Annotated in this window: 19 protein-coding genes and 1 pseudogene; 12 read left to right on the top strand and 8 right to left on the bottom strand. The window is 61.8% G+C overall.

From position 1 onward, the window contains the following. Nucleotides 1-313: 313 nt before the first annotated feature. Genes hemG through pepQ form a run of 4 tightly spaced genes read right to left on the bottom strand, consistent with a single transcriptional unit; the run spans nucleotide 314 to nucleotide 4279 of the window. On the bottom strand, nucleotides 314-838 hold the full coding sequence (hemG, locus tag PG883_RS18460) for a menaquinone-dependent protoporphyrinogen IX dehydrogenase (protein WP_029313439.1): 525 nt from the start codon (nucleotides 836-838) through the stop codon (nucleotides 314-316). A gap of 7 nt (nucleotides 839-845) precedes the next feature. Then, nucleotides 846-2303, bottom strand: coding sequence for a TrkH family potassium uptake protein (locus tag PG883_RS18465; protein WP_042881326.1), 1458 nt, complete (start codon nucleotides 2301-2303; stop codon nucleotides 846-848). A gap of 36 nt (nucleotides 2304-2339) precedes the next feature. After that, a complete protein-coding gene (locus tag PG883_RS18470; protein ID WP_010672418.1) occupies nucleotides 2340-2957 on the bottom strand; it encodes a YigZ family protein in 618 nt (205 codons plus the stop codon). Further along, the gene (gene pepQ / locus PG883_RS18475) at nucleotides 2957-4279 is read right to left on the bottom strand and encodes a Xaa-Pro dipeptidase (protein ID WP_103858863.1); all 1323 of its coding nucleotides are present in this window, start codon (nucleotides 4277-4279) and stop codon (nucleotides 2957-2959) included. The genes PG883_RS18470 and pepQ overlap by 1 nt, the downstream gene beginning before the upstream one ends. A gap of 196 nt (nucleotides 4280-4475) precedes the next feature. On the opposite strand from pepQ, the gene PG883_RS18480 reads away from it, so the two are divergent. The 6 genes from PG883_RS18480 to PG883_RS18505 all read left to right on the top strand — a co-directional run bounded on the left by PG883_RS18480 (nucleotide 4476) and on the right by PG883_RS18505 (nucleotide 13839). After that, nucleotides 4476-6413, top strand: a complete 1938-nt coding sequence (locus PG883_RS18480) for an acetoacetate--CoA ligase (RefSeq protein WP_268428397.1) — start codon at nucleotides 4476-4478, stop codon at nucleotides 6411-6413. A 204-nt stretch (nucleotides 6414-6617) separates the two neighbouring features. Then, the gene (gene fadB, locus PG883_RS18485; RefSeq protein WP_200164159.1) at nucleotides 6618-8765 is read left to right on the top strand and encodes a fatty acid oxidation complex subunit alpha FadB; all 2148 of its coding nucleotides are present in this window, start codon (nucleotides 6618-6620) and stop codon (nucleotides 8763-8765) included. Between the two features lie 21 nt (nucleotides 8766-8786). Beyond that, nucleotides 8787-9950: an acetyl-CoA C-acyltransferase FadA gene (gene fadA / locus PG883_RS18490; protein ID WP_221365959.1), complete on the top strand. Its 1164-nt coding sequence runs from the start codon at nucleotides 8787-8789 to the stop codon at nucleotides 9948-9950. 347 nt (nucleotides 9951-10297) lie between these two features. Then, nucleotides 10298-11020, top strand: coding sequence for a response regulator (locus tag PG883_RS18495; RefSeq protein ID WP_010672413.1), 723 nt, complete (start codon nucleotides 10298-10300; stop codon nucleotides 11018-11020). 113 nt (nucleotides 11021-11133) lie between these two features. Beyond that, a complete protein-coding gene (locus tag PG883_RS18500; protein WP_010672412.1) occupies nucleotides 11134-12579 on the top strand; it encodes an ATP-binding protein in 1446 nt (481 codons plus the stop codon). Nucleotides 12580-12582: 3 nt separating this feature from the next. Beyond that, on the top strand, nucleotides 12583-13839 hold the full coding sequence (locus PG883_RS18505; RefSeq protein ID WP_202043461.1) for an ABC transporter substrate-binding protein: 1257 nt from the start codon (nucleotides 12583-12585) through the stop codon (nucleotides 13837-13839). A 44-nt stretch (nucleotides 13840-13883) separates the two neighbouring features. Here PG883_RS18505 and PG883_RS18510 read toward each other — a convergent pair whose 3' ends face one another. Next, on the bottom strand, nucleotides 13884-14075 hold the full coding sequence (locus tag PG883_RS18510; protein ID WP_010672410.1) for a hypothetical protein: 192 nt from the start codon (nucleotides 14073-14075) through the stop codon (nucleotides 13884-13886). 171 nt (nucleotides 14076-14246) lie between these two features. Between PG883_RS18510 and PG883_RS18515 the strand changes: the two are divergent. From PG883_RS18515 to PG883_RS18535, 3 genes and pseudogenes are all read left to right on the top strand, one after another. Beyond that, nucleotides 14247-14342, top strand: a pseudogene (locus PG883_RS18515) (sulfurtransferase TusA); the annotation flags it as partial. 234 nt (nucleotides 14343-14576) lie between these two features. Further along, a complete protein-coding gene (gene tusA, locus PG883_RS18530) occupies nucleotides 14577-14822 on the top strand; it encodes a sulfurtransferase TusA (protein ID WP_010672408.1) in 246 nt (81 codons plus the stop codon). Nucleotides 14823-14840: 18 nt separating this feature from the next. Continuing rightward, nucleotides 14841-15188 carry a RidA family protein gene (locus PG883_RS18535; protein ID WP_270807584.1) on the top strand — a complete coding sequence of 116 codons (348 nt, stop codon included), beginning with the start codon at nucleotides 14841-14843 and terminating at the stop codon, nucleotides 15186-15188. A gap of 256 nt (nucleotides 15189-15444) precedes the next feature. Here PG883_RS18535 and PG883_RS18540 read toward each other — a convergent pair whose 3' ends face one another. Together PG883_RS18540 and PG883_RS18545 are read right to left on the bottom strand one after the other, a co-directional pair. Next, nucleotides 15445-16101 carry an OmpA family lipoprotein gene (locus PG883_RS18540; protein ID WP_010672405.1) on the bottom strand — a complete coding sequence of 219 codons (657 nt, stop codon included), beginning with the start codon at nucleotides 16099-16101 and terminating at the stop codon, nucleotides 15445-15447. 162 nt (nucleotides 16102-16263) lie between these two features. Beyond that, a complete protein-coding gene (locus tag PG883_RS18545) occupies nucleotides 16264-16506 on the bottom strand; it encodes a hypothetical protein (protein ID WP_041212021.1) in 243 nt (80 codons plus the stop codon). Between the two features lie 424 nt (nucleotides 16507-16930). Between PG883_RS18545 and PG883_RS18550 the strand changes: the two genes are divergently transcribed. Next, on the top strand, nucleotides 16931-17491 hold the full coding sequence (locus PG883_RS18550) for a cysteine hydrolase family protein (RefSeq protein WP_270807587.1): 561 nt from the start codon (nucleotides 16931-16933) through the stop codon (nucleotides 17489-17491). 55 nt (nucleotides 17492-17546) lie between these two features. Here PG883_RS18550 and PG883_RS18555 read toward each other — a convergent pair whose 3' ends face one another. After that, entirely contained in the window at nucleotides 17547-18125 is a 579-nt protein-coding gene (locus PG883_RS18555; RefSeq protein ID WP_201872465.1) for a DNA-3-methyladenine glycosylase I, read from the bottom strand. 187 nt (nucleotides 18126-18312) lie between these two features. On the opposite strand from PG883_RS18555, the gene glyQ reads away from it, so the two are divergent. Then, entirely contained in the window at nucleotides 18313-19242 is a 930-nt protein-coding gene (gene glyQ / locus PG883_RS18560) for a glycine--tRNA ligase subunit alpha (RefSeq protein WP_270807590.1), read from the top strand. A 9-nt stretch (nucleotides 19243-19251) separates the two neighbouring features. Then, complete coding sequence (gene glyS, locus PG883_RS18565) at nucleotides 19252-21333, top strand: glycine--tRNA ligase subunit beta (RefSeq protein ID WP_270807592.1); 2082 nt, start codon at nucleotides 19252-19254, stop codon at nucleotides 21331-21333. Nucleotides 21334-21487: the final 154 nt, after the last annotated feature.

Here is a 21487-nt window from a genome sequence, read left to right on the forward strand (position 1 = left end):
CAGATTGCTTGATTCAAATTGTTAAAGAGCGTCACGCTTATCGCGTTGAGGAGGCGCATCTTACGCTCCTCACTTCGAAAGTCAAGCGGTTGTTTTCGCTTTTCTTTCGGCGCCCACTTCGCAAGAAAGCTGGCTCATCAGGTTGGCGTAGTCCGCCGTGCTGGTAGGGGCGCATTATAGGGAGCCGCGCCGGGATGACAAGGGCTATTTTGCGAAAAATAGTCCTTTTTACCGTTTTGTGGCTCGAACGCCTACTTATCAAACAAAAAGCCCTGCTTACGCAGGGCTCTGGCCGCTTTGAATGACGTCGCTGTTACTTTTTTGACCAAAACTCACGGGCAAAGCCGCGCACCTTGTCCCAGTCGGTGAATTCCAGATCCTTGCTGGTATCCGTGCTGCCCCCGGTAATCTTCATGATCAACTGAATGATACGGGTCTGCCACCAGTTGTAACGGGAGTACTGCAATGCCCCGGCAAACACCCCCAGAGTTTTGGGCTTCCAGGGAGAGAGGCGCAGAAACTTCTTCATGTAGGCGTTTGTCTGCGGCGTCTGCTTCTCGGGCTTGCGTGCCGTCAGGTTCACACAGAAGAACGCCGCATTGGCTACTTCCAACTGTTCATGATGTGCGTGTATGAAGCTGAGCAGGCTGGGGTGGAAGTTACCATAACGAATGGAAGCGCCAATCAACACCTTGGCATACTTGCTGAGGTTGCACATGGGCAGGGTGTGCAGGTCGTGCATCACCACTTCGCATCCTGATATTTCCTCCAGCATGACATCCACGATTTTCCGCGTTTGCCCGTCCCGGGAAGAATAAAGCACCAAAATTTTGTCCATACCAACCTCAACTACGCCAGAATGCAGGAGTAAACAGTACCAGAAGTGTGAAGATTTCCAATCGACCAAACAACATGGCCACGATCAATATCCACTGGGCAGTGGCCGAGATATTGCCGAAGTTGGCCGACACCTCCCCCAGACCCGGCCCCACATTGGTGAATGCCGCAGCCACGGCGGAGAAGGCCGTCACTTCGTTCAGCCCCGTCATCAGCAGCAACAGCATGAAGATGAAGAACAGGATGATGTAGGTGGCAAAGTAGCCCCAGACCGCTTCCACGATCCGCTCCGGTACGGCGCGGCGTCCCAGCTTCAAGGTGTAGATGGCCCGCGGATGCACCAACCGTTTGAGTTCACGCATCCCCTGCAGGAACAGGATCATGAAACGCATCACCTTGATGCCCCCCCCGGTACTGCCGGCACAACAGCCGATGAAGGCAGAGAACATCAACAGCATGGGCAGGAAGGAGGGCCAATCCGCATAGCTGGTGGTGCTGTACCCCGTGGTCGTGCCCAGAGACACCGCCTGGAACAGGCCATGGTTGAGCGCATCCTGCCAGGTATCGTAGTGGCCGTGGAACAGCAGAGAGACGAAACAGATCAGCACCAGCACGCACTGGATGCTCAGAAACACCTTGAGCTCGGAGTCACGCAGATAACTGCTCACGCGCACCGGCTTGTGGGCAAACACCATGAAGTGCAGCGCGAAGTTGACGCTCGCCAGCAACAGGAACACCACTGTGATCAGGTTGATGGCCGGGCTGTCGAAGAAACCGATGCTGGCGTCGTGGGTCGAGAACCCCCCAACCGACAAGGTGGAGAAGGAGTGGCAGATGGCATCGAACAACGTCATTCCCGCCATCCAGTACGCGAGAGCGCAGAGGGAGGTCAGCAACAGATAGATGAACCAGAGCGCCTTGGCCGTCTCGGCGATGCGCGGGGTCACCTTGTTGTCCTTGACGGGCCCCGGGATCTCGGCGCGATAGAGCTGCATGCCCCCAATGCCGAGCAGCGGCAGCACGGCCACCGCCAGCACGATGATCCCCATGCCACCGAGCCATTGCAGCAGCTGGCGGTAGAAGAGAAACGCCTTGGGCAGATTGTCCAGCCCGGTCAGCACCGTTGCGCCCGTGGTTGTCAGGCCGGAAAACGACTCGAAAAATGCCTCCGAGACCGACATGTTCGGCACGTCGCTGATGATGAAGGGGACGGCACCCACGCTCCCCAGCACCACCCAGAACAGCACCACGATGAGGAAGCCTTCCTTGGACCTGAGTTCCTTTTTCTGATGGCGGTTGGGAAACCAGAGCAGGAGGCCGAGCAGGAGGGCTATGACGAAGGAGTTGACGAACTCGGTACCACCGCCATCACGATACCCAAAAGCGACCATCGCGGGCAGCAGCATGGTCGAGCTGAACAGGGCAACCAGCAGACCGACGATACGAATGATGCTCAGAATCTGCATTCCGGCTCCCTCTTCAGACTAAAAGAGCGATGGATTCTAGCCATCTAAGGGACGAAGGGATACCCGACCCTGGGTCCGGTCGGTCAATTCCTGTGCGATACGGGCCCAGAGCGCAGACTCCCACGCTACCTGAAGGGTGACGCTGGCACCATAATCGGCCACCAGCAACTGCCCTTGATGGGCAGAGATGAGGGACTCCACGGCCCCCATGTCGGTGTAGTCACACTGGATCACGGAAGAGGTCAGCTGACGCTTGATACAGGTTTCAAGTTGCTTGAGTGCTGCCCCCACACCACCGCCATAGGCCTTGACCAGGCCACCGGTCCCCAGCAGCACGCCACCGTAATAGCGCACCACCACGGCGGCGACTTCACCCAGACCGGCCCCCATCAACTGGGCCAGCATGGGTTTGCCCGCCGTGCCCGAGGGTTCGCCATCATCACTGAAACCATAAACCTGGCTGTCTTGCGGGGCGCCGGCGACAAAAGCCCAGCAGTGATGCCGGGCTCCCGGGTGTTGCTGTTTGATCTCGTCTATCCAGGCCTTGGCGGCCTCGACGGTCGGAGTGTGGGCGATGTAGGTAATGAAGCGGCTCTTCTTGATCTCTTCGCTCACCTCCAGTGGGGCTGCCGGTATGGGGTAATCCGTCGCCATCAGAGCCCTGCTTGTCTGGTCAGGTTCTCCACCCCGTTGGCATGCAGCACCACGTTGTCCTCGATGCGAATGCCACCATAGGGACGCAGCGCCTCCACCTTGTTCCAGTTGACCCGCTTGCCCTGCTCACCCTGGCGCAGCGGCTCCAGCAGGCTGTCGATGAAGTAGAGACCCGGTTCTATGGTGAAGACCTGACCCACTTCCATCACCCGGGTGCAGCGCAGATAAGGGAACTGCTCGGGGGCCGCCAGGTGGGTGCCACGCTCATCCTGCATGAAGCCGCCGACATCGTGTACCTGCAGGCCGAGGAAGTGGCCGAGACCGTGGGGGAAGAAGACATTGGTCACCCCGGTGTGGATCATCTCGTCCACCGACATGTCTACCAGTTCGGTGGCTTGCAGCAGGCGCGCCAGCCTGTGGTGCATCTGCAGGTGCAGCTCGCTGTAGCGGCGGCCCGGCTTGATCTCGTCGATGATCTCCTGTTGCTGTGCATCCAGCGCAGCAATCAGATCGGCGAACTCACCGCGGCGCCAGGCCCAGGTTCGGGTAATGTCGGAGGCATAACCGTGCACGTCCACTCCGGCATCGATGAGGAAGGAGTAACGCTCCGCATCGGGCACCCGCTGGGTGGAGAGATGGGTGTAGTGCAGGATGGCCGCATTGCGGTTGATGGCAACAATGTTGCCGTAGGGCGCCTCATTGGCCCCCTGTCCGACCGCCTTCATGTAGGCCAGGTTGATCTCGAACTCGCTCGCCCCCGCCATGAAGGAGTCCTTGGCCGCGATGTGGCCGCGCACGCCGATGCGGTTGGCATCGCGAAGACATTCCAGCTCATAGGGCGTCTTGTAGGCACGTTGGTAGTGCAGGTAGTTGAGGACCGCCTCCGGATTGGGCTGGCCCAGTCCCAGCAGCTCGGCCACTTCCAGATGGCCGCCCAGATAGGCCCACTCCTGCTTGTTGGCCGGCAGGTGATCGGCAACCTGCTCCGGGCGAGTCAGGAAGCGAATGTCGAAGAAGTCGACCCAGAAGGCGTTGGGCAACTCCGCCACCTTGTGCCAGAAGTCCACCGGCCGGTAGAACAGCAGCACCGGCTTGCTCACACCATCCACCAGCAACCAGCAGTGAGGGTTGTCCAGCACCGGCAGCCAGGCCTTGAACTGGGGATTCACCTTGAAGGGATAATCCTGATCATCGAGGAAGATACGATGAGTCTGGCCGGAGTGGATAGCGAGACCGCCAAGACCCTGTTGTTGCAGGATGTCGCGGGTACGCTGCTGAAGGGTGTCGAGATGCTGGGCAAAAAGTTGGCTGTAACTGCTCATGGCGTCCTGCTCCGGGCGAATGTGACTTCAGCATAACATCAAGCGAATCAAGGCTCGAGCCACCCAGCTTTCGCTTCGTGAGGTAACGCATAGGTTACAGGCTTTTTGTTATGAAGATAAAACAGACAATTAACAAACAAAGAACAATTCAATACACTGCCCACAGACAGTAGATATCAGCCGTCAGGAACGACTCATGCAAAACCTTTGTCTGTGGACACCGGATCAGGACAGGATGCAGCACTCCAACCTCCACCAGTTCATGGCCGAGGTCAATCACTTCCATGGTCTGCAACTGCGCAGCTATGCCGACCTGTATCAATGGTCGGTGGAGAAGACCACCCGCTTCTGGCCCCTGGTGTGGCAGCACTGCGGTGTCAAGGGCGAGCTTGGCAACATTGTGGCGGAGAACCGCCAGGATATGCAGCGCGCCCGCTGGTTCCCCGACAGCCAGCTCAACTTCGCCGAGAACCTGCTGCGCCGTCAGGATGAGAGCCCGGCCATCATCTCCCGCATCGAAGGGGGCCCAAGCCGGACCCTGAGCTGGCATGAGCTGGCAGATCAGGTCGCCCGCCTGGCCCAGTGGCTTCGCAGCCAGGGCATAGGCCGAGGTGATGTGGTCGCAGCCTACCTGCCCAATATCCCGGAAACCGTGGTGGCCATGCTGGCAACCACCAGCCTCGGCGCGATCTGGACCTCCACCAGCCCCGATTTTGGCGAGGCCAGCGTGGTGGAGCGCTTCGGCCAGACCCGTCCCAGGGTGCTGTTCGCGGTGGATGGCTACCGCTACGGCGGCAAGGCCATCGACATTCAGGGCAAAGTAGCGAGCGTCGTCGGTCAGCTCGACAGCATAGAGCAGACGGTGATGATCCCCCTGCTCGGCAACCCGCTGCTGCTTGGTCACAACTGGCAGCAATTGCTGGCAAGCCAGCATGATGCCCAGCTCGCCTTCGAGACCATGGCCTTCAACGACCCGCTCTACATCCTCTACTCCTCCGGCACCACCGGCACACCCAAGTGCATCGTGCACGGCATTGGCGGCACCCTGCTGCAACACCTGAAAGAGCACCAGTTGCACTGCGACATCAAGCCGGGGGAGCGCATCTTCTACTTCACCACCTGTGGCTGGATGATGTGGAACTGGCTGGTGAGCGCCCTCGCCTCCGGCGCCACCCTGGTGCTCTACGATGGTTCCCCCTTCTACCCGGATGGCAACGTGTTATGGGATCTCGCACGGGACGAAGAGGTCGCCCTGTTCGGCACCTCGGCCAAGTATCTCGATGCGCTGCACAAACAGGGTTATGCCCCCATCAAGACCCATGACCTGCCTGCCTTGCGCCTCATCTGCAGCACCGGCTCCGTGCTGTCGCCGGAGGGGTTTGACTACGTTTACCAGCAGATAAAGCAGGATGTGCAGCTCAGCTCCATCTCTGGCGGCACCGACATCTGCTCCTGCTTCGTCATCGGCAACCCCTTGAGCCCCGTCTATCGCGGCGAGAGCCAGGGGCGCGGCCTCGGTCTCGCGGTGCAGGTATTCAACGAGGCGGGCCAGCCGGTGCTGGGTGAAAAGGGCGAACTGGTCTGCACCAAGCCGTTCCCGGCCCAGCCCATCTACTTCTGGGGGGACGAAAACGGCGACAAGTACCACGCCGCCTACTTCGAGCGGTTCGACAACATCTGGTGCCACGGGGACTGGATCGAGCTGACCCCGACCGGCGGCATCCTGTTCTACGGCCGCTCCGACGCGACCCTCAACCCGGGCGGCGTGCGCATCGGCACCAGCGAGATCTACCGCTATGTGGAACAACTCGATGAGGTGGAAGAGAGCATCGTCATCGGCCAGCAATGGAAACAGGACGAGCGGGTGGTGCTGTTCGTCAAGCTCAAGGCGGGTTGCAAGCTGGACGACGGGCTGCGTGAGCGGATTTGCCAGCAGATCAAGCGACACTGCACCGCCCGTCATGTTCCTGCCCGCATCCTGCAGGTGGATGCCATCCCCCGCACCAAGTCCGGCAAGATAGTGGAGCTGGCGGTGCGGGAAGTGGTGCACAACCGCCCCGTCAACAACACCCACGCCCTCGCCGATCCCGAGGTCTTGAACCAGTATCGCAACCGGCCGGAACTGGCTAGCTGATACCACGCTCATCTCCATCGGAGGCGCCGCAAGGCGCCTCTTTTTTGCCCGTTTTGTGATGAAGAGCTTTTACTCGATAACTGTTAAACAAATGTTTTAAATAGGTGTTGAAAATGTCTCCTTTTGGATCAATAGTGAGCCTCGCCCCCTGCTGGGGATAAAGGAGCACCATTCCCCACAGAGTGGGAACAAGGAGACACTCTCATGATCTACCAAGGCGAAACCCTGACGGTCAGCTACCTCGAAGACGGCATTGCCGAACTGAGGTTTGATGCCCCGGGTTCAGTCAACAAGCTGGATCGCGCTACCCTGCTCTCCCTGAGCGAAGCGATCGCCGCATTACAGCAACAAGCCGATTTGAAGGGTCTGATCCTCACCTCCGGCAAAGACGCTTTCATCGTCGGCGCCGACATCACCGAATTCCTGGAACTGTTCGATCTGCCGCAGGAAGATCTGCTCGGCTGGCTGAAGAAGGCCAACGACATCTTCAGCGCCATCGAAGATCTGCCGGTGCCCACCCTCTCCGCCATCAAGGGCCATGCTCTGGGCGGCGGCTGCGAGACCATCCTCTCCACTGACTTCCGTCTGGCCGACACCAGCGCCAAAATCGGCCTGCCCGAGACCAAGCTCGGCATCATGCCGGGCTTTGGCGGCACTGTCCGTCTGCCGCGGGTGATCGGTGCCGACAACGCGCTGGAGTGGATCACCACCGGCAAGGATTACCGTGCCGATGACGCCCTCAAGGTGGGCGCCATCGACGCCGTGGTCGCCCCCGACGCGCTGCACAGCGCCGCCGTGCAGATGATCAAGGACGCGGTCAACGGCAAGCTGGACTGGCAGGGCCGCCGCGCCGCCAAGAAGGCCCCGCTGCGCCTCTCCAAACTGGAAGCCATGATGAGCTTCACCACCGCCGCCGGCATGGTTGCCGCCGTGGCGGGCAAACACTATCCGGCCCCCATGGCCGCCGTGAAGACGGTGGAAGCCGCCGCCGGCATGGGCCGTGACGAGGCGCTGGCCGCCGAGGCCGCCACCTTCATCAAACTGGCGAAAACCGACGTGGCCAAGGCGCTGGTCGGTATCTTCCTCAACGATCAGCACATCAAGGCGCTGGCCAAGAAGGCCGCCAAGCAGGCAAACAAGGCCACCGGCCATGCCGCCGTGCTGGGTGCCGGCATCATGGGGGGCGGCATCGCCTACCAGTCTGCCAGCAAGGGCATCCCGGCGGTGATGAAGGACATCAACGAGAAGGCGCTGGCACTTGGCATGAATGAGGCCACCAAGCTGCTCAACGGCCAGCTCGAGCGCGGCCGCATCGACGGCATCAAGATGGGCCAGGTGCTCTCCGCCATCACGCCGACCCTCAGCTATGACAACGTCAAGCATGTGGACGTGGTGGTCGAAGCTGTGGTCGAGAACCCGAAAGTGAAGGCCGCCGTGCTGGGCGAAGTGGAAGGGATCATCGGCGAAGACGCCGTGCTCGCCAGCAACACCTCCACCATCCCCATCTCCCTGCTGGCCAAGGGACTGAAGCGCCCCGAGAATTTCTGCGGCATGCACTTCTTCAACCCGGTGCACCGCATGCCGCTGGTGGAGATCATCCGCGGCGAGCAAACTTCCGATGAAACCATCAACCGCGTGGTGGCCTACGCCGCCGCCATGGGCAAGTCCCCGGTCGTGGTCAACGACTGCCCCGGCTTCTTCGTGAACCGCGTGCTGTTCCCCTACTTCTTCGGCTTCAACAAGCTGGTCGCCGATGGCGCCGACTTCGCCGCCGTCGACAAGGTGATGGAGAAGGAGTTTGGCTGGCCCATGGGCCCCGCCTACCTGCTGGACGTGGTCGGCATCGACACCGGCCACCACGCCGGTGACGTGATGGCGCAGGGTTTCCCGGCACGCATGAGCAAGGAAGGCCGCACCGCCATCGACGTGATGTACGAAGTGAACCGCTTCGGTCAGAAGAACGGCAAGGGCTTCTACGCCTACGAGCAGGACAAGAAGGGCAAGCCGAAGAAGGTGGCCGACGCAGCCAGCTACGAGCTGCTGGCCCCCATCGCCAAGCCGAAGCAGGACTTTGACAAGGACGCCATCATTGCTCGCATGATGATCCCGATGATCAACGAGGTGGTGCTCTGTCTGGAAGAGGGCATAGTCGCCACGCCAGCCGAAGCCGACATCGCGCTGGTCTACGGTCTGGGCTTCCCTCCCTTCCGCGGCGGCGTGTTCCGCTATCTGGACACTATCGGTCTGGATCGCTACGTGGCCATGGCCGACCAGTATGCCGACTTGGGCCCGCTCTACCGCGTCAGCGACCGCTTGCGTGAGATGGCCGCCCAGGGCAACACCTTCTACTGATTGCGGAAAGGAGATCCATTCATGAAAGACGTAGTCATTGTCGACTGTATCCGGACCCCGATGGGCCGGTCCAAGGGCGGCGCCTTCCGCAACGTGCGTGCAGAAGACTTGTCCGCGCACCTGATGAAATCCATCCTGCTGCGCAACCCCAACCTCGACCCGAACGAGATCGAGGATATCTACTGGGGCTGCGTGCAGCAGACCCTGGAGCAGGGCTTCAACATCGCCCGCAACGCCGCCCTGCTGGCCGGCATTCCCAAGCAGGTGGGGGCAGTCACCGTCAACCGCCTGTGCGGCTCCAGCATGCAGGCGCTGCATGATGCCTCCCGCGCCATTCAGGTAGGTGATGGGGATATCTTCATCATCGGCGGCGTCGAACACATGGGCCACGTGCCCATGAGCCACGGCGTCGACTTCCACCCCGGCATGGCCAAGTCGGTGGCGAAAGCCTCCGGCATGATGGGGCTGACCGCCGAGATGCTCGGCAAGCTGCACGGCATCAGCCGATCGCAGCAGGACGAGTTTGCCGCCCGCTCCCACCGCCGCGCTCACGCCGCCACCGTGGAAGGCCGTTTTGCCAAGGAGATCGTCGGGCTGGAAGGCCATGACGCCAGCGGCGCCCGCTTCTTCTACGACTATGACGAGGTGATCCGCCCGGAGACCACGGTAGAAACCCTGAGCCAGCTGCGCCCGGTGTTTGATCCGGTCAACGGCACCGTTACCGCCGGCAGCTCCTCGGCCCTGTCCGATGGCGCCGCCGCCATGCTGGTGATGAGCGCGGATCGCGCCAAGGCCCTCGGCCTCACGCCTCGCGCCAAGGTACGTGCCATGGCCATCGCCGGCTGCGACGCCGCCATCATGGGTTACGGCCCGGTGCCGGCCACCCAGAAGGCGCTCAAACGGGCCGGTCTGACCATCGGCGACATCGATCTGTTCGAGTTGAACGAGGCGTTTGCCGCCCAGTCCCTCCCCTGCGTGAAGGATCTGGGTCTGCAAGACCTGGTGGACGAGAAGGTGAACCTCAACGGTGGCGCCATCGCCCTGGGTCACCCGCTCGGCTGCTCCGGTGCCCGCATCTCCACCACCCTGATCAACCTGATGGAAGAGAAGGACGCCACCCTGGGAGTCGCCACCATGTGCATCGGCCTGGGTCAGGGCATCGCCACCGTGTTCGAACGGGTGTAAGTGAATCGCCCCTGACTGCTCGCCGGTCAGGGACGCCGCCTCGGGGCGGCCACAACAGACAGAAGGCGGCCCTGCTTCCCGGCACAGCGGCCCCATCACGAATACCGGGTCGGCCTGCCGACCCTGCTGTCGAGTCTGTGGAACGCGCCACACGGGGTGCGCTCCTGCCGTCGGAATCTGCGTGTTGGCCGGCCCGTTTGGGTCGGCCTTTTTTATTCTTTTCCCGCGATCGGGGCCAATCCTGAGGCTATATTGCCCATAACTTCACATTAGAGGGGGGGCTTGCTTGCTTTTTGCTCCCCCGACAGGTTCAATCTGCACAAAAAAATGGGTGGATGCACATACATATGTCAACGAGCAAACAACTGCTTATCGTCGACGACGATCGGGAGATCCGCGAGCTGCTCAACGAGTACCTGACCCGGGCCGGTTTCGAGGTACTGACCGCGGCTGAAGGGAACGAGATGCGCCAACAACTGGCCCAGCACAGCCCGGACCTCATCATTCTGGACATCATGATGCCCGGCGACGACGGCTTTACCCTCTGCCAGCAGATCCGCCGCGACTCCCAGGTACCCATCATCATGCTCACCGCCGCCTCCGACGAGGCTGACCGGGTGATCGGTCTGGAACTTGGCGCCGACGACTACATCGCCAAGCCGTTCAGCCCGCGCGAACTGCAGGCCCGCATCAAGGCGCTGCTGCGCCGCGCCGAATTCCGCCAGCCGGAGAAAGAGAAGGAACCGAGCCGTCGGCTGCGCTTCGCCGAGTGGACCCTGGACACCCTGAGCCACCAGCTGACCCACGAAGATGGCAGCCTGCTGGATCTCTCCGGCAGCGATGCCCTGCTGCTCGGCATGTTCCTGCAGCAGCCCGGCGTGGTGCTGGACCGGGATACCATCTCGGACGCCACCCGCGGTCGCGAGAGCCTGCCCATGGAGCGCGGCATCGATGTGCAGATCAGCCGCCTGCGCCAGAAGCTGGGTGACAACGGCAAGAGCCCGCGCATCATCAAGACCATTCGCGGCAGCGGCTACATGCTGATCGCCGAAGTCCACGAGATCCCGTAACAGACAGACGCTGCGGCGAGGCCTTGAACGGGCAGAAGAGAGACCCATCACGGGGCAACGGCAAGGCACAGAGGTAAGCACCCCATGCTGATCGACAAGAGACACACGCTGCCATGACGGGGCAGAAGTTCTGGCGGGCCCTGGTGCCCCGCTCCCTGCTGTCGCGGATGCTGCTGCTGTTGCTGCTCGCCATCCTGCTCTCCCAGACCATCCTCACCGGCATCTGGATGCAGCAGATCCAGAAGCGGGAGCTGGAGGGCATGCTCAGCACCACCCGCAACCTGGCGCTGTCGGCGGCTTCCACCGTCAACTTCTTCAAGTCCCTGCCCCTGCAATACCGCCACATCGCGCTGGACCAGCTGCGCAACATGGGGGGCAGCCGCTTCTTCGTCTCCTTGAACGAGGAAGAGATCCACATCAGCGCCATCCCCGACAGCGAGCGCAAGACGCTGGTGCTCAAAGAGGTGCAGGAGGTGCTCAGCCGCAAACTCTCCGACGCCATGGCGATCAAGGTGGACTTCTCCCGCCCCGAGGAGCTGCACGTCTTCAACAACGACACCCTACTGGCGGATCTCCCCTCCTCCTGGGCCCGCTACACTCTGTCGCTGGAGCCCATCAATCCGCCGGTGCTGGTGACCCAGATCGAGATAGAACCGGGGGAGTGGCTCTATCTGGCGGCCCTGCTACCCGCCCCCTACATGACGCTGGATGACACCGTGATGCCGAGCAACCAGGTGCGTTTCATCGCCCTGATGACGGTCTTCCTCTGCTTCTTCACCTTCATGCTGGTGCGCTGGCAGACCCGCCCCCTGCGTCGCCTCGCCAAGGCGGCGGTCAACCTCGGCAAGGACATCGACCAGCCGTCCCTCAAAGAGGAGGGTGCCTCCGAAATCGTGGCGGCGACCCGCGCCTTCAACATCATGCAGCAGCGCATTCGCCGCTTCATCGACGACAGGGAGCGGCTGTTCAGCTCCATCTCCCACGACCTCAAGACCCCCATCACCCGGCTGCGACTGCGGGTCGAACTGCTGGACGACGAGGTGCAGATCGCCAAGTTCAACAAGGACCTGGACGAGCTGGAGCTGATGGTCAAAGGGGCGCTGCAGACGGTCAAAGAGACGGACATTCACGAGAACCTTGAGCAGATCGACGTCAACGCCCTGCTGGAGCAGATGGCGGAAGCCATGAACCTGCACGAGGATCTGCTCACCATCGAGGGCCACTGCAAGTGGCCCTATCGCGGCAAGCTGCTGGCCCTCAAGCGCTGCATCGGCAACCTGGTGGACAACGGCATCAAGTACGGCCAGAAGGTGCGCATCATCATCATGGATGACGAGGAGATGCTGATCCTCTTCATCATGGACGAGGGGCCCGGTCTGCCGGACGATCAGTTCGAGCGCATCTTCGAGCCCTACTACCGCCTCAGCACCGATGCCGCCGGCACCGGGCTGGGCCTTGGCATCGCCCGCAACATAGCCCACGCCCACGGCGGCGACCTGGTGCTGGAAAATCGCCCCCAGGGCGGCCTGCAGGCCACCCTCTCCCTACCAAGGCAGTAATGTATGAAGTGGTTGTCTTTTTCTGTCATCGCCCTGCTCTCCCTGCCCGTTTGTGCCTCCCAGGTGGAGGTATTGCACTGGTGGACCTCCGGCGGCGAGGCCAGGGCCGTGGAAGTGCTCAAGTCCGAGTGGGCCGAACAGGGCAACCAGTGGAACGACTTCGCGGTACAGGGGGGGGGCGGCAAGAGCGCCATGACGGTGCTGAAGAGCCGGGCCCTGGCGGCCAACCCGCCGGAGGCGGCCCACCTCAAGGGGTTCGAGCTGCACGAGTGGGGCAGCCTGGGCTTTCTGCGCGATCTCACCCCCATGGCCGAGCACCTCGGCTGGTACCCTCAGCTGCCCCCCATGGTGCGCGATACCCTCAGCCAGAACGGCGCCCTGATGGCGGTCCCCACCGGCATCCATCGGGTCAACTGGCTGTGGCTCAACCGCAAGGTATTCGAGCGACAGGGGCTAAAGCCCCCCACCGACTGGGCCCAGTTCGTGGCGGTGGCGGACAAGCTCAAGGAGCAGGGCATCACCCCCCTCGCCATCGGTAACGAACCCTGGCAGATCGCGGTGCTGTTCGAAACGGTGGCCCTCGGCGAAGGGGGCAAGACCTTCTATCGCAAGGCCTTCCTCGAACAGGACAGCGCCACCCTGACCGGCCCCGACATGGTGCGGGTGCTGACCCGCTTCCAGCAGTTGCGCGCTTATGTACCCGAGAAATACGCCGGCCTGAAGTGGCACCAGGCCACCAACCTGCTGGAGAGCGGCGGCGCCGCCATGCAGGTGATGGGGGACTGGGTGAAAGGGGAGCTGAGCGCCGGCAACTACCGCCCCGGCGAGGATATCGAGTGCCTGCCAAGCCCGGGCAGCCAGGGGCTGTTCAGCTACAACCTCGACTCCATCGCCATGTTCAAGCAGCGGGATCCCGCCCAGTTGCAGGCCCAGGGCGAGCTGGCCAGGCTGTTGATGACACCGCGCTTTCAGGAAGCGTTCAACCGGGTGAAGGGCTCCATCCCGGCACTCATCAAGCCGGACATGAGCAAGTTCGATCGCTGCGCCATCCGCTCCTATCAGGACTTCCTCCACGCCGAGCAACAGGATAATCTGCTGCCCAGCATGGCGGAGGGGATGGCGGTGCCCACCAACATGCGCCAGGGGATCATGGATGTGCTGAGCAGCTTCTTCAACGACGCCAGGGCCAACCCCGAGCAGACGGCACAGCAGCTGGAGCGCGCCATGCGCTCGACCCGTTCCGGCGCGGAGCAGAAATGACAAAGGCGGACATCGTCCGCCTTTGAGTGCCGAGAGCCAGGCTCTCAGGAGGGATCGTTCTCGTCCTCATCCTCGTCGTAGTAGTCACTGAGCTCGATCCAGAGCCCCAGCCCTATCATCACCATGGAGCCGAACCAGGTACCGGTATTACCGATCGGGCTGCCCAGCACTATCATGGCGAACGACAAGAACCCCATGCCTGCGTAGGCTTGCAATCTGCCGTAGGAGACCTGCATATTCACACCTCCTTGTTGAATATGGTTCAATTTTTATATTACTCATCGAGCGAAGCCTGGGTAGAGCTGGTTCACATTTTGGTAGCATATGCTGCATAACCGCCCCGTGGTTTGATTATTTTTTCGCCGTGAGTATCATTGCTGGCCGAATTGGTTGAAGGTTGATTATTGATGAGTGCTTTATTCTGCGACGCAACGCACGAGTTGGACGCAATCGGGCTTCGTTGCCCCGAACCCGTGACGATAGCGCGCAAGAAGGTGCGGCTGAAGGTTGATTATTCATGAGTACTGTATTCTGCAATGCGACCCACGAGCTGGACGCAATCGGGCTTCGTTGCCCCGAACCCGTGACGATAGCGCGCAAGAAGGTGCGGCTGAAGGTTGATTATTCATGAGTACTGTATTCTGCAATGCGACCCACGAGCTGGACGCAATCGGGCTTCGTTGCCCCGAGCCCGTGACGATGGCGCGCAAGAAGGTGCGGCTGAAGGTTGATTATTCATGAGTACTGTATTCTGCAATGCGACCCACGAGCTGGACGCAATCGGGCTTCGTTGCCCCGAACCCGTAATGATGGTTCGCAAGAAAGTGCGGCTGATGGCGGATGGGGAGACCCTGCTGGTCAGCGCCGACGACCCCTCCACCACCCGCGACATTCCCAGCTTCTGCCGCTTCATGGACCACACCTTGGTCGCCAGCGAGACTGAGCAGGCCCCTTACCGCTACCTGATCCGCAAGGGTCAATAACCCCGTACCGGAGCAAACATGACAACCATTACCCGTATCGGGACCACCCAGCGCTGGTCTGATGTGGTCATCCACAACGGCACCCTCTACGTGGTGGAAGTGCCCGCCACCGAGACCGCCGACATCCACCAGCAGACCCGTGAAGTGCTGGAAAGCCTGCAGCGTCTGCTGGAAGCCAACGGTTCCGGCGTCGACAGGATCCTGATGGCCAACATCTATCTCAAGGACATTGAAGACATCGCCGCCTTCAACGCGCAGTGGGATGCCTGGATCCCGGCCGGCACAGCCCCCGTGCGCACCTGCGTGCAGGCCCGCCTCGCCCACGAAGGCTACAGGGTGGAAGTGCAGCTGACTGCGGCTGTCTAAACAAAGCGGGATGCCTGGCTCCCCTGATGCAGACACAGCCCCCGTTCGTGCCTGCGTGCAGGCCCGTCTCGCCCACGAGGGCTACAGGGTAGAAGCGCAGCTCACAGCCGCTGTCTAAGAGGCGGTTATCCCCTCATCCCCGACCCTTCTCCCGCAAGGGGAGAAGGGGGCAAGGAGCAAAGGGCACGCACCGGCGCCAATAGAAAGGCCCCGCCATCGCTGGCGGGGCCTTTTTCATGGCATCGAACCGGACCTCTTAGGCGGTCGGGGTCAGGGTGATGGTCACCCGACGGTTCTGGGCCTTGCCTTCGGCGGTGCTGTTGCTGGCCACCGGCTGATCCGGGCCCACACCACTGATGGCGATGCGGCTGCCGGACACGCCCTGGCCGATCAGCTGGGCGGCGACGGCATCGGCGCGATCCCGGGAGAGCTTCATGTTCAGCTCGCGGGAGCCGGTGCTGTCGGTGTGGCCGACCACGTTCAGACGGGTCTTGTCGAACTCGGCAACCACCAGGGCCACGCCGGACAGGGTGTTGGCACCGGCGGCTTTCAGCTGGGCGCTGGAGCTGTCGAAGGTGACGTTGTTCGGCATGTTGAGGATCAGCTGATCACCGTTGCGGGTCACGCTGACGCCGGTGCCTTGCAGCTTCTCACGCAGCTTGGCCTCCTGCACATCCATGTAGTAACCGATACCACCACCCAGGGCCGCACCGGCGGCGACGCCAGTCAGGATGCCCTTTTTGCGATCGCCCTTGCTGGAGGAGAGCGCCCCCACGGCTGCGCCGGTCGCCGCACCCGCCAACGCGCCCCAGGCGCCCTTGGAGGTCTGGGATTCACCGGTATAGGGGTTGGTGGTACAGCCAGTGATGGCGACGGTCAGGGCAAGTGCAGGAACCAGTTTCTTGAAATGCATGAAAAACCTCTGAAAAAGAACGACTCTAGCCGATGGCCGCGCATTCTAACCCAGAGAGGCGCCAGAGTGTGACGCGCGCATTGCGAAGATGGGCAGGGGGGCAACACGCCCCCCTGCCCCTAGCGACTTACCCGGTGCAGGCCCTCTTCGGACGGGCCCGCATCAATATTTGATATCCCGGGCCTTGTCTCGCCCCTCCTGCTTGTTGTCACGATGCTCCTGGCGGCAGTCGGCATTGCCCACCAGCCCCTCACGACACTCCTGTTTCGCGTCACGGGACTCCTGACGGGTATCCTGACGCACATCGCGGGCGTCACGGCGCTCCTGGGCCTGCTTGGTGGCCTGTGCAGGCAGGGCGGCCAGCAAGGCGGTGGCGGCAAGCAGCGCCAATACGGACTTCTTCATGATGGCTCCTTCGCCAGACAACCTGAACCGGTCCGGCGTCTTTCAATGATAGGGGAGGGGCAAGATCCCGGTAGCGCAGACTCGGCCCTCGGGGGCGTCGTTTGTGCAGCCTCGGACCTTCTTGCACAGGGCCGGCTTCCCCTCATGTTTGCCCTGACGAGCAACGTCATCCCCAGAGTGCAGCCGATCAGGCCGGGGAAGAGAGGGCGAACGGCGCTCAGTGACACGGGACTCCCTCGTAATGACGCTCCCGATGGTGAACCCGTGTGACTGTATCCCGGCTGTACCAAGGGGCGAAAAGGCCCCTGGCCCGGCGCAACGGAACATGCTCCCGGAGTCTGGAGTGGTTGCCCCCCAGATGCGGGGTTGTCTCATTAGAGCCCATGGCCCCAGAGTGGGTGACATTTCTCACGGAGCCATGACCATGTCGTCCCTTTCCCGCCCCGCGCTGCTCATCATCGACATCCAGGTGGGCCTCCTTCACGGCCCGGAAGCCCCCCATGCCGGGGCCGAGCCCCTGGCCAACATCAATCGCTTGGGCCAGGCGGCCCGCAGTGCCGCTCTCCCTGTGCTGGCGGTGCGCCACACGGGCCCGGCCGGCAGCCCCATCGCCGCCGGCAGTCCGTTCTGGCAGCTTGCGCCTGAGCTGGTCGTCGGCGAGGCCGATCGGGTGTTCGACAAGCAGCGCCCCAGCGCCTTCCATGGCACCGGTCTCGATGGCTGGCTGAAAGAGGACGGCGTGCAGACCCTGATCGTCACCGGCATGAAGACCCAGTACTGCATCGACACCACGTGCCGGGCGGCGGCAGATCTCGGCTACACCGTAGTGCTGGTGAGCGATGCCCACACCTGCATGGACACGCCGCAACTGACCGCCCCCCAGATCATCGCCCATCACAACGCCACCCTGGCCGGCCCCTTCGTGCGGCTGATGAGCAGCGACGAGGTGTGCGAGGCGCTCGACCGCACCCTTGAGCCCTGCTGATTCAGAGCAAAAAATGAAGGGAGGCTTGAGCCTCCCTTCTTCGTGCATTTCCCCTTCACGTCGCCGCTGCTTGCTGGCACTCGGCGTGGCAGGGGCAGGTCACCAGATGATCGTTCACCATGCCCACCGCCTGCATGAAGGCATAGCAGATGGTGCTGCCGACGAAGGTGAAGCCGCGCTTCTTGAGCGCCTTGGACATGGCATCCGACTCCGCTGAGGTCGCCGGAATGTCGCCGTTGCCCTGACGCTGGTTGACGATGGGGGCGCCGCCCACGAAGCCCCACAGATAATCGACGAAGTCGATGCCTTCCGCCTCCAGCGCCAGATAGGCGCGGGCATTTTTGATGATCGATTGCACCTTGAGCCGGTTGCGGATGATGCCGCTGTCCTGCATCAGCCGTTCCACATCCTGCTCGTCGAACTGCACGATGCGCACCGGATCAAAATCCGCATAGGCGCGATGGTAGCTCTCGGTGCGCTTGAGGATGGTGATCCACGACAGCCCCGCCTGTTGACCATCGAGGCAGAGCTTGGCAAACAACTCGCGGGCGTCATACACCGGCCTGCCCCACTGCTTGTCATGGTATTCGATGTATTCCGGGTCTCTGGTCACCCAGGCGCAGCGCAGTTCCATTTCCTCTCCCCTGTTTTTCATCGGCCATCGGCAGGCCGCTTGCGTCGGCGACATCATAGAGCAAGCGACAACATAGCCCCACTAATCCCCTGTAATTTCGCCTATTATCCGACCATGCCAGACGGTATACTCCCTCGGTTCACATTCAGCAAATCTTGCTCTGATTTCATTTCGCGCGAAAAACACTATGCAAAAATTCGATGTCAAAACCTTTCAGGGCCTGATCCTGCAGTTGCAGGACTATTGGTCCCGCCAGGGCTGTACCATCATTCAGCCGCTGGATATGGAAGTGGGTGCCGGTACCTCCCACCCCATGACCTGCCTGCGCGCCCTGGGCCCGGAGCCCATCGCCTGCGCCTACGTACAACCGTCCCGCCGTCCGACTGACGGCCGCTACGGTGAGAACCCGAACCGCCTGCAGCACTACTACCAGTTCCAGGTGATCATCAAGCCCTCCCCCGACAACATTCAGGAACTCTATCTGGGCTCCCTGAAAGAGTTAGGTCTGGATCCCGAGATCCACGACATCCGCTTCGTGGAAGACAACTGGGAAAACCCGACCCTGGGTGCCTGGGGTCTGGGTTGGGAAGTGTGGCTGAACGGCATGGAAGTGACCCAGTTCACCTACTTCCAGCAGGTTGGCGGCCTCGAGTGCAAGCCGGTCACCGGCGAGATCACCTACGGTCTCGAGCGTCTGGCCATGTACATCCAGGGCGTGGACAGCGTCTACGACCTGGTCTGGTCTGACGGCCCGCTGGGCAAGACCACCTACGGCGACGTGTTCCACCAGAACGAAGTGGAGCAATCCACCTACAACTTCGAACACGCCGACGTGGAGTTCCTGTTCCACTGCTTCGAGCAGTACGAGAAGGAAGCCCAGAATCTGCTGGCACTGGAAAAACCGCTGCCGCTGCCTGCCTACGAGCGCATCCTCAAAGCCGCTCACTCCTTCAACCTGCTGGATGCCCGCAAGGCCATCTCGGTCACCGAGCGTCAGCGCTACATCCTGCGCATTCGCACCCTGACCAAGGCCGTGGCAGAGGCATACTACGCCTCCCGCGAAGCGCTGGGCTTCCCGATGTGCCAACGTGGCAGCAACGAGAACAAGCAAGGTTAAGGAACGGACATGGCACAACATACATTTCTGGTAGAGATCGGTACTGCTGAGCTGCCGCCCAAAGCCCTGCGCTCCCTGGCCGAAGCCTTTGCCGACAACGTCAAAGCCGAACTGACCAAGGCCGATCTGGCCTTTGGCGACGTCGAGTGGTTTGCCTCACCGCGCCGTCTGGCGCTGAAGGTAAGCGGGCTGGCCGGCGAACAGCCGAGCAAGAGCGTCGAGAAGCGCGGCCCGGCCGTGGCGCAGGCGTTCGATGCCGAAGGCAAGCCGACCAAGGCTGCCGAAGGCTGGGCCCGTGGCAACGGCATCACTGTCGAGCAGGCCGAGCGTCTGGTCACCGACAAGGGCGAGTGGCTGGTTCACACCGCCAAGGTCGAAGGCCGTCCGGCCAAAGAGTTGCTGGGCGAGCTGGTTAGCCAAGCACTGGCCAAGCTGCCGATCCCCAAGATGATGCGCTGGGGCGACAAGACCATCCAGTTCGTGCGTCCGGTCTTCACCGTGACCCTGCTGCTGGATGGGGATCTGGTGCCCGCCCACATTCTGGGTATCGACTCTGCCCGCACCATCCGCGGTCACCGCTTTATGGGCGAGAGCGAGATCACCATCGACAACGCCAGCCAGTACCCGCAAATCCTGCAGGAGCGCGGCATGGTGATTGCCGACTTTATGGCGCGCAAAGCCAAGATCAAGGCTGACGTCGAAGCGGCCGCTGCCGCCTTCGGTGGCGTAGCCGATCTGGACGACGCCCTGCTGGAAGAAGTGACCGCACTGGTCGAGTGGCCGGTGGTGCTGACCGCGAACTTCGAAGAGAAGTTCCTGGCTGTTCCCGCTGAAGCACTGGTGCACACCATGAAGGGTGACCAGAAGTACTTCCCGGTCTACGACAAGAACGGCAAGCTGCTGCCGAAGTTCATCTTCGTCACCAACATCGAGTCCAAAGACCCGAGCCAGATCATCAGCGGCAACGAGAAGGTGGTTCGCCCCCGTCTCTCAGACGCCGAGTTCTTCTTCAAGACCGACCTCAAGCAGACCCTGGCCTCCCGCCTGCCGCGCCTTGAAACCGTGCTGTTCCAGCAACAGCTGGGCACCGTCAAGGCCAAGGTCGAGCGTATCGAGACCGTCGCCGGCTTTATCGCCGAACGCATCAGTGGTGGCGATAATGCCGTCGTGACTCAGGCCCGCCGTGCCGGTCTGCTCTCCAAGTGTGATCTGATGACCAACATGGTCGGCGAGTTCACCGACACCCAGGGTGTCATGGGGATGCACTACGCCCGTCACGATGGCGAAGACGAAGCGGTTGCCGTGGCCCTCAACGAGCAGTACATGCCGCGCTTTGCCGGCGATGCCCTGCCGTCCGGTCTGGTTGCCTGCGCCGTCGCGCTGGCCGACAAGTTCGACACCCTGGCCGGTATCTTCGGCATCGGCATGCTGCCCAAGGGTGACAAGGACCCGTTCGCCCTGCGTCGCGCCGCCATCGGTGCCCTGCGCATCATGACCGAGAAGCAGCTGGATCTGGATCTGGTTGAACTGGTTGAAGAAGCGGTACGCGTCTACGGCGACAAGCTGACCAACAAAACCGTCGTTACCGACGTGGTCGACTTCATGCTGGGCCGCTTCCGCGCCGCCTATCAGGACGAAGGCATCGGTGCCGACGTGGTGCTGGCCGTACTGGCCCGCCGCCCGACCCGTCCGCTCGACTTCGATCGTCGCGTCAAGGCCGTCAGCCACTTCCGCACGCTGGATGCCGCCCTGGCACTGGCTGCCGCCAACAAGCGCGTGAGCAACATTCTGGCCAAGGTCGAGGTTCCACTGCCCACAACCGTCAAACCGGAACTGCTGGTCGATGCCGCCGAGAAGGCGCTGGCCACCCAGGTTGCCGAACTGCAAGCCGAACTGGCGCCGCTGTTCGCTGCCGGTGACTATCAGGCTGCCCTCACCCGTCTGGCCGCCCTGCGCGAGCCGGTCGATACCTTCTTCAATGAAGTGATGGTGATGGCCGATGACGAAGCCCTCAAGGCCAACCGTCTGGCGCTGCTGAACAACCTGCGCAACCTGTTCCTGCAAGTGGCGGATATCTCCCTGCTGCAGTGATGTTGGTTGAATCAGTGATATTAAGAACGGCGCCGTAAGGCGCCCGCGAATTCAGATAATAACTGCAACACCCATGGTGCATAGGAGAGAAGAGGCCAACTGCCGGTTCTGGTACGCTTCTTCTCGCCAAAGAAACAAAGCGGAACACCATGAG

The organism is Aeromonas sp. QDB25 (assembly GCF_027707725.1).
GTDB lineage: Bacteria > Pseudomonadota > Gammaproteobacteria > Enterobacterales > Aeromonadaceae > Aeromonas > Aeromonas caviae.